At 69.3% G+C, this 9398-nt stretch carries 6 protein-coding genes; 5 read left to right on the top strand and 1 reads right to left on the bottom strand.

The window, feature by feature from the left end:
* From J0695_RS01765 to J0695_RS01780, 4 genes are all read left to right on the top strand, one after another.
* Window positions 1–483 (top strand): serine/threonine kinase C-terminal domain-containing protein (locus J0695_RS01765; RefSeq protein ID WP_505383602.1); only part of this gene is annotated, 483 nt, incomplete at its 5' end.
* 71 nt (window positions 484–554) lie between these two features.
* Window positions 555–2216: a serine/threonine-protein kinase gene (locus J0695_RS01770; protein WP_206959439.1), complete on the top strand. Its 1662-nt coding sequence runs from the start codon at window positions 555–557 to the stop codon at window positions 2214–2216.
* Between the two features lie 141 nt (window positions 2217–2357).
* Window positions 2358–3977, top strand: coding sequence for a succinic semialdehyde dehydrogenase (locus J0695_RS01775; protein ID WP_206959442.1), 1620 nt, complete (start codon window positions 2358–2360; stop codon window positions 3975–3977).
* 22 nt (window positions 3978–3999) lie between these two features.
* A complete protein-coding gene (locus J0695_RS01780) occupies window positions 4000–5808 on the top strand; it encodes a GMC oxidoreductase (protein WP_206959444.1) in 1809 nt (602 codons plus the stop codon).
* A 110-nt stretch (window positions 5809–5918) separates the two neighbouring features.
* Here J0695_RS01780 and J0695_RS01785 read toward each other — a convergent pair whose 3' ends face one another.
* A complete protein-coding gene (locus J0695_RS01785; protein WP_206959445.1) occupies window positions 5919–6935 on the bottom strand; it encodes a hypothetical protein in 1017 nt (338 codons plus the stop codon).
* A 507-nt stretch (window positions 6936–7442) separates the two neighbouring features.
* On the opposite strand from J0695_RS01785, the gene J0695_RS01790 reads away from it, so the two are divergent.
* Complete coding sequence (locus tag J0695_RS01790; protein WP_206959446.1) at window positions 7443–9065, top strand: peptidase; 1623 nt, start codon at window positions 7443–7445, stop codon at window positions 9063–9065.
* Window positions 9066–9398 lie beyond the last annotated feature (333 nt).

The following is a 9398-nucleotide window of genomic DNA, read 5'->3' on the forward strand; positions in this document are numbered from 1 at the left end:
GTGACACCGGTGGCCCCCTCCCGGCAGGGGGCCACCGGTGTCCCCGCCGGCTACCGCGCGGTCACCGACCCCGCCGGTTTCAGTGTCACAGTCCCCACTGACAGCGTCCGGTCCACCGACGGCAAGCGCGTCTACTACGAGACACCCGACAAGAGCTTCTTCTTCGGCCTCCTCGCTGACGATTCCGTAGGGACCAGCCCCCTCGACGTGGAGCGCTTCGCCAACGCCGGCGGCCCCGACCTCAACCCCGGTTACCGCGACGGAAAGGTCACCTCGACCAAGCACGGCGGACACGCCGCCGCCCTCCGGGAGTACACCTGGGACGGCGACTCCGAGACGGCGGGCCCGGCCCACGTCTTCGAACTCTCCTGGGAAGAGGGCGGTCGTTCGTACAGCATCTGGGTCGAGGGCCCTCTCGCTGAAATCGACGACACGAAGCGGCACTTCGACACCGCAGTCGATTCCTTCACAGTCCGGCACTGAGTTGTCACGGCTTTGCATCCCCTCACCACCCCCAGTGGTATCAGCCACCGTCTTTCGGTCAGGATGGCCCCATGACCAACGATGGGGGACGGGCCAACGAGCCCACGAGCTACGGTCTTCGCCCGCCGGAGCCCAACGGCGCGCAGGTTCCGCCGCAGAACAGCGCAGCCTACGAACCGACCCAAGTGGCGCAGGCACCGCACGACCCGGACGCCGGACGGCTGATCGGCGGCCGCTACCGGCTGCTCTCGCGGCTCGGCCACGGCGGCATGGGTACGGTCTGGCGTGCGCACGACGAGGTCGTCGACCGTGACGTGGCGATCAAGGAACCGCGGCTTCCGGACAACCTTCCCGCCCGCGAACGCGAGAACGTCTATCTGCGCATGCAGCGCGAGGCCCGCGCCGCCGCCCGTATCGACCACCCCTCGGTCGTGACGATGCACGACGTGGTCATCGAGGACGCGAAGCCCTGGATCGTCATGGAGCTGGTCCGCGGCCACTCCCTCGGCGACCGCCTCCAGGAAGGCACCCTGGATGTACGGGAAGCCGCCCGCATAGGCCTCGCCGTCCTCGGCGCGCTCACCGCCGCGCACGAGGCGGGCGTACTGCACCGTGACGTCAAACCCGACAACGTGCTGCTCGGCCGCGGCGACCGCGTCGTCCTCACCGACTTCGGCATCGCGCAGGTCGAGGGCGAGCAGGGGCTCACCGAGACCGGCGCGTTCGTCGGCTCGCCCGAATACATCTCCCCCGAACGGGTGCTGGGCCAGCGTCCGGGACCCGAGTCCGACCTCTGGTCGCTCGGCGTCGTCCTGTACGCCGCTGTCGAGGGCGTGTCCCCGTACCGCCGCTCGCACACCCCCTCCACCCTCCAGGCGGTGCTCTCGGCCGAGCCGCAGACGCCCGCCCGCGGCTCCGGCGCTTTCGGCACGCTGGTCATGCGGCTGCTCCGCAAGAACCCTGCCGAGCGCCCGAGTTCCGCCGAGATCCGCGAGACGCTGGAATCGGTGGCGCGCCCGCCGGCCGCGGCCTCGCTCGCCGAGACGCAGCTGTACGGGTCGACGGGCGCCACGGGCGCCACGGGCGCCACGGGCACCAGCGTCTGGGTCCCGCCCGTACTGCACCGCAACCGCAAGGCCCAGTACGGCCTGGGCGTCGCCGTCCTCGCGATCGCGGTCGCGCTCGTCCTCATCTTCGCCAACCCCTTCGGGGGAGGCGGGACGCCGGCCGGATTCCTGGTGCGCCCCGAGAGCGAGGTGCTCAAGGCGGACATCGCGGTGCCCAAGGACTACGCGCGCGTCGAGGTGAGCAACACCAGCGAATCCAATGTCACCTACTACGACCCGAGCGACGTCTTCTACATCTTCGTCGAGCGGGTCGACCTGGCGACAGCCGCCAAGGACACGCTCGACGCCAAGGGCGACACCTGGAAGAGCTACTACGAGAAGGGCGGCAAGTACGGCACGGAGCTGGACAAGCCCAAGGTGAGCCTGAAGGAGGTCGACCACCAGGGCCAGAAGGCCTCCGAGCTGGTCACCGACTACGAGGACACCTCGCCCGCCTCCAACAACCCGGTCGGCCACCGCTTCCACGAGCTGATCGTCCCCGGCAAGAACGACGGCAGGACCTACTGGCGCCTGCGCGTCGCGGGGCCGTCCGACGGATGGGCCGCGAAGGAGGGCGACAAGCTCTTCTCGGAGGTCGTCGCCCACTTCGAGATCAATCAGTTGTGACAACCCGCAGCTGACCGGATGGCGGGACAAGCCCCTGATCAGGGCTTATCCCGCCATCGATCACTGGCGCCTTTTGTGGGGACCGTGAAAAGCTATTACCAGCGGGTACCCAAAGTCCGTGCCGGGGCATAACCTCGCCCCATGACGGACTCGCAGGCTGCCACCGCCACCCCGCTCGGCACCAACCCGATAGCCGCCGCGCCCGCAGGCGCGCGCACCGCGGCCGACGTGGTCACCCCCGAGGTGGTCGCCCACCTCACCCGCGGTGTCGTCGGCAGCGGCCGTACGGCCAACCACACCCCCTTCACCGGGGAGAAGCTGGCCGACCTGCCCGAGTCCACCCCCGAGGACGTCGCGACCGCCTTCGAGCGCGCCCGTACGGCACAGGTCGCCTGGGCCGCCACGCCCGTCCGCGCCCGCGCCGCCGTCCTGCTCCGCTTCCACGACCTGGTGCTCGCCCGCCAGGCCGAGGTCCTCGACCTCATCCAGCTGGAGACAGGCAAGGCCCGCCTCCATGCGCACGAAGAGATCCTGGCGGTCACGGTCGCCGCGCGCCACTACGGCCGCAAGGCCCCCTCGTACCTGAAGCCCAAGGGCCACACGGGCGCGATCCCGACCCTCACCAAGGTCACCGAACTGCGCCAGCCGCGCGGGGTCGTCGGCCAGATCGCCCCCTGGAACTACCCCTTCGAGCTGTCCGTCGGCGACGCGCTCCCGGCCTTCGTCGCCGGCAACGCGGTCGTGATGAAGCCCGACACCGAGACGGCGCTCACCGCGCTCTGGGCGCGCGACCTCCTCATCGAGGCGGGTCTGCCGGCCGAGGTCTTCCAGATCGTCCTGGGCGAAGGCCCGGTCGTGGGCCCCGAGTTGGTCAAGCACGCGGACTACGTCTCCTTCACCGGCTCCACCCGCACCGGCCGCGAGGTCGCGCAGGGCGCGGCCGCCCGGCTGATCGGCGTATCGCTCGAACTCGGCGGCAAGAACGCCATGCTGGTCCTCAAGGACGCCGACATCGAGAAGGCGGCGGCCGGCGCGGTCCGTGCCTGCTACTCATCGGCCGGTCAGCTCTGCATCTCCATCGAGCGGCTGTACGTCCACGAGTCGATCGCCGACGCCTTCGTCGAGCGCTTCGCCGCCCGCACCAAGGCGATGCGGCTCGGCACTTCGCTCGCGTACGGCGCCGACATGGGCTCCCTGGTCGGCGAGCGCCAGCTGGAGACGGTCAAGCGCCACGTCGAGGAGGCGGTCTCCAAGGGTGCGAAGCTGGTCGCGGGCGGTGTCCACCGCACCGACATCGGCCCGCTCTTCTACGAGCCGACGATCCTGGACGGCGTCGAGGCCCCGATGGCGGTCTGCGCCGAGGAAACGTTTGGTCCTGTCGTCTCGATCTACCGCTTCACGGACGAGGACAAGGCGATCGCCGAGGCCAACGCCACGCCGTACGGCCTGAATTCGAGTGTCTGGACCAAGGACGCCAAGCGCGGCCACGCGGTCGCCGCCCGGCTGCAGACCGGCACGGTCAACATCAACGAGGGGTACGCGCCCGCCTACGGCAGTGTGCAGTCCCCGATGGGCGGCATGAAGCAGTCGGGCCTCGGCCGCAGGCACGGCTCCGAGGGCATCCTCAAGTACACCGAGGCGCAGACGGTGGCCCATCAGCGGATCATGCCGATGGCGCCGTCCTTCGGGATGACGGACGAGAAGTACGCGGCGTTCATGAGCCGCAGCCTGAAGGCAATGAAGGCCCTGCGCCTCCGCTAATTCTCAACGAGGAGAACAGTCAATGTCCCAGGAGAGCTCTGCCCAAAACAATCTGGACGAAGCCGAGTTCGACTACGACGTACTGATCGTCGGCTCCGGTTTCGGCGGCTCGGTCTCCGCGCTGCGGCTGACCGAGAAGGGCTACCGCGTCGGCGTCCTGGAAGCGGGCCGCCGCTTCACCCCTGGCACGCTCCCCAAGAACTCCTGGGACCTCAAGAACTACCTCTGGGCCCCGGCGCTCGGCCTGTACGGCATCCAGCGCGTGCACCTCCTCGGCAACGTCATGGTGCTGGCCGGTGCGGGCGTGGGCGGCGGATCCCTCAACTACGCCAACACGCTCTACGTCCCGCCGGAGCCCTTCTTCAAGGACCGCCAGTGGGCGTCCATCACCGACTGGCAGGCGGAGCTCTCCCCGTACTACGAGCAGGCGAAGCGGATGCTGGGCGTACGCCTCAATCCGACGATGACCCCCTCCGACGTGCACTTGAAGGCGACGGCGCAGGAGATGGGGGTGGGCGACAGCTTCCACATGGCGCCGGTGGGTGTCTTCTTCGGCGACGGCGAGGATTCTGACGGTACGTCAAAGGCCAAGCCCGGCGGCTCGGTCGACGACCCGTACTTCGGCGGTGCGGGTCCGTCCCGCAAGGCCTGCACCGAGTGCGGCGAGTGCATGACGGGCTGCCGCCACGGAGCGAAGAACACGCTCAACGAGAACTACCTCTACCTGGCGGAGAAGGCCGGCGCGGTGATCCACCCGCTCACCTCGGTCACCGGGATCACCGACCACGCGGACGGCGGCTACGAGGTCACGACGGTCCCCACGGACAAGAAGAAGTCCGCGCCGAAGGTCCTCCGGGCCCGCCAGGTCGTGGTGGCGGCAGGCACGTACGGCACCCAGACCCTCCTCCACACGATGAAGGACCAGGGCAGCCTCCCGCGCATTTCCGCCAGGCTCGGCGAACTGACCCGCACCAACTCCGAGGCCCTGGTGGGCTCCCAGACGACGGACCGCCGTTACGGAAAGAAGCACGGCACCCCCAAGGCCGACTTCACGCGCGGTGTGGCGATCACCTCCTCCATCCACCCGGACGAGGACACCCACATCGAGCCGGTCCGCTACGGCAAGGGCTCGAACGCGATGGGCCTGATGACCATCCTCCAGGTCCCCTACAGCGCGAACCGGGTGCGCGGCTGGCTGGCGAGCGCCTCGAAGCACCCGCTCCTGATGGTCCGTTCACTCTCCAACCGCCGCTGGTCGGAGCGGACGATCATCGGCCTGGTCATGCAGTCCCTGGACAACTCCCTGACGACGTACCGCAAACCGGGTGGCGTGGGGAAGGGCCTGCTCACGGCGAGGCAGGGCCACGGCGCCCCGAACCCGAATCAGATCGAGGCGGCCACGCGCGCGGCGACCCTGATGGCGAAGGAGATCAACGGCTTCGCCGGATCCAACGTCGGCGAACTGATGGGGACCCCGCTCACCGCACACTTCCTGGGCGGTTGCCCGATCGGCGCGACGCCGGATGAGGGTGTGATCGACCCGTACCACCGGCTGTACGGCCACCCCGGGATCTCCGTGGTGGACGGCTCTGCGGTCTCGGCGAACCTGGGCGTGAACCCGTCGCTCACGATCACCGCCCAGGCGGAACGAGCGATGTCGTTCTGGCCGAACAAGGGCGAGGCGGACAAGCGGCCTTCGCAGGGCGAGGCGTACGAACGCCTCGCAGCGGTCGAGCCGACGTCACCCGCGGTCCCGTCGGACGCCTTCGGAGCGCTGAAGCTCCCGTTCCTCGCGATTCCCCCGGTCCCGCCGAAGAAGCAGAAGAAGTAAGCAGAAGAAGTAAGCGGAAGAAGTAGCGGAAGAAGTAACCGGAGTCCGGATACACGTCAGGCGCTGCTCCCCCCTCCGAGAGCAGCGCCTGACGTGAGCTTTGTGGCCGTCTAGACGGCGGAACCTGCCTTGCGGCGGCGGACGACGACCATCGCCCCGGCGCCCAGCGCGACAGCGAGACCGCCGGTGATCCCGATGGCCGGGACCATGGAGGACGAGCCGGTCTCGGCGAGGCTGCCGGTGGCGGGGATCTCCGAGGTGGTGCCGCCCTGCGGCTTCTTGCCGGCGTCGGAGCCGTTGTCACCCTTGCCGGGCTTGGCCTCGCCCGGGTTCTCGTTGTCGCTGCCTGCCGCGAGGACCTGGAAGTCCCACTCGGCGAAGGCGCTGTGGACGCAGTTCTCGGCGGCGTCGATGTACCCGCCGAAGCCGACGGAGAAGCCGTCGCCCTTCGGTGCCTTCGCGCCGATGTTCACGCGCAGCTTGAGGTCGACGTACTGCTTCGCGCCGAGCTGGGTCTCACCGAAGTAGGCGCCGTTGCCGAGCTCCGCGGACAGCGACGTCCACTTCTTGGCGTCCGTGTCCCAGTACTGGAGCTGGGCGAAGGTGCTCAGCCAGGTGTTCTCGTCGTCGCTCATCGAGTCGTTGTCGACGAAGACCGCCCAGTCGACGTAGCCGAGGGCCTGGTCGGACGTGTTGGTGGCGCGCAGCGAGAACGTGTGCCAGCCGCTGCCCGCGACGATCTTGCCGGGCAGCCCGCGGACGCCCAGTTCCAGCTTGGAGCCGAGGTCGTTCCCGTCCTCGTCGACGGGGCAGATGGACGGCTCGGCGGAGGGCGTGGCGCTCGCGGAAGCCGAAGCCGAAGCAGAAGCGGATGCGGAAGCAGAGGCCGAATCGGAAGCTGACGGCGTGACGGCCGGCGGGGTCGACTCGGCCGCCGACGGGGAGGCGCTCTCGGTCGCCGCCGGAGCCGACTCGGTCGCGGAAGGAGACGCGCTCTCGGTCGCGGCCGGGGACGAGGACTCGGAGGCGACCGGCTCGTCGGCGTACGCGAACGGAGCGGCCAGGACGGCGCCGGGGGCTATGACGGCAGTCGCGGCGGCGACAGCGAAGGCGTGGCGGAGCTTCATTGCAGACCTCTGTTGTGTGATGTGCTCAGGAGAGGCCTTGCCGAAGTTGGGGGCATACGGGTGGGGCCGTTGGTTCCGCAAAGGAGACCGCCCACGGAGAGGAATGGTTGCGTCCGGTCTCACAGAATTTTTATGTGACGCGCGTCACTGCATGGGATCGCCGTCGGCGGGCGCGGATTCTGTCGCGTCGGGGCCACAGCAGTACGTATGCCGTGGAGGCCACCACGAAGCTCAGGCGGATCAGGCCCCCGGCCGCGCTCTCGGGGGCCACGAGGACGCTTCCGTGCAACGTCAGCAGGGCAAGCCGGCTCCAGGCGGGGACCAGGCGGCGCCGGCCGATCACGTCCCAGAGATCGGAGGCCCGCCGAGGAAGAGGCGATCGCGGTGGACGGCGTTCTTCCGGGGGGTGCGTGACGCCGGTCACATGGCGCGTCGTACAACCTTCGCCGCGGCCTCCGGGTCGAACCACAGCAGCCGCACAGGTCCCGCCGAACCCAGAGAGCCGTGATGAGACGCCTTTCCCTCGTAGTTGCCGCAGCAGGGCTGGTAGCCCTCGGACTGGGTGGCGGCGCGTCCGCCTTCGCCGATACGACGCCGACCATCGCAGGCCCCGAGTTCGCGCTCGGCGGGCAGCAGGACCTGGCCCTGCACCCGTACCCCGCGGCCGGCAAGCCGCAGAAGTCCAGCCTCGAGTTCTCGCTGACCAACCCCAGCACCGATGAGGACGCGGGCCGCTTCGAGCACGAGTACCAGCTCACCTTCGACCTGAGCGCGCTCGCGGGTGTCGCCGATGTGGTGCTGGACGGCGAGAACAGCCCCGGTGTGGACTGCAAGTTCACCAAGACCACCGCCGTCTGTACGGACTACGGCATCGGGATCGGCTACAACACCGCGGTCACCTTCGACGTCACCGCCGCCCAGGGCAGCAAGCTCGCCGACTCCGGTGTGATCAAGGCGACCGGCACGGCGGAGGGGGCGACCATCACTCCCTTCTCCACCACGGTGACCGTCGGCGGCCCCGACCTCGTCATGAAGCAGCTGCCGCTGAAGCCGCAGATGAAGCCGGGGCAGGTCCAGCGCGGCACGCTCGCCTTCGCCAACACGGGTACCGCGGACGCCGACGGGGTCCTGCTCACGCTGAAGGCCTCGCACGGCCTGGAGTTCGCCGAGAAGTACGGCAACTGCGAGTACAGCGAGGACAGTGACATCGGCGCGGGCACCCAGGTGCAGTGCCACTTCCCCGACACGTACAAGGCGGGCACTGTCTACGAACTGAACAAGTCGCTCGGCATCAGGGCCACCGACCACGCGTACATCGAGTCCTTCATCTACCGGATCGAGGAGGATCCGACGAAGGCGAAGTTCCGCGAAGGCGAGCCGCTCCTCACGGCCACGCCGAAGAAGATCTCCGCTCGGTCCCTGGACCTCAACCCCTGGGACAACCAGCAGGAGTTCGACTTCCAGGCCGTCAACAAGGCGGACTTCAGGGCGTACGGCGACGCGCTGACCGGCAAGGCGGGCGAGACCGTCGAGACGAAGATCGGCTTCCGCAACAAGGGCCCGGCCTGGATCGCGTACCTGCGCTCCCGCGAGTCCGTGGCGACCGTCGACTTCACCGTCCCGGCCGGCGCCGAGGTCACCAAGAAGCCCGAGGGCTGCTCCGCGCGGACCGCGGCCGGCGATTACCGCGAGCAGCAGCTCGGCGCCCCCCGCTACTTCTGCGACACGTCGTTCATGATCCTGGACGACGCCGAGGTCGCGCTGCCCTTCGAGCTGAAGATCGACGAGGTGGTGAAGGACGCCAAGGGTGCGGTCACCGTACGCAACACGGGCCTGTCGCAGCCCAAGCTGGCCTTCGACCCGGACGCCTCGAACAACACCGCCCAGCTGATCCTCAACGGTGCCCCCAAGCCGTCCCCGAGTGCCTCGGTCAGCGCGTCCCCGTCCCCGACGGCGTCCGCCACAGGCTCCTCGTCCACCTCGGGCGGCAACTCCAACACCACGACCGACAGCGGCGGCGGCAGCCTCGCCTCCACCGGATCGTCGGCGCTGCTGCCGGTGGGCGCCGCGGCCGTCGCGCTCGCCGCGGGCGGCGCGCTCTACGTCGCGTCCCGCAGGCGTAAGGCGTAAGGCGTAAGTACGTACGGAACTGAACTGAACTGAACGGAACAGAGCGAAGGGCCCCGCGGAATCGCCTCCGCGGGGCCCTTCGCGTTCAGCACCGACGTCAGGGCAGCGCCGGTGCCGGGAGGCGGCGCCGGGGGGTCGCGCCGCTGGTCTCGTGCGCCTGGTCGGCGACCCGGCGCACCAGGGGCGCGCGGATGGTCTCGACCAATGGCAACAGGTGTATGCAGTGAGGGGCTGTCCCTGCATCGTGCTGGACCGGCGGCGGCCTGCGCAACCTTCTGGACCGGATCCCGCACTTGGACGGCCGGCTCCGGGCGTCCAAGTGCGGGATCCGGT

The sequence above is a fragment of the Streptomyces beijiangensis genome (genome assembly GCF_017315755.1).
Classification (GTDB): domain Bacteria; phylum Actinomycetota; class Actinomycetes; order Streptomycetales; family Streptomycetaceae; genus Streptomyces; species Streptomyces beijiangensis.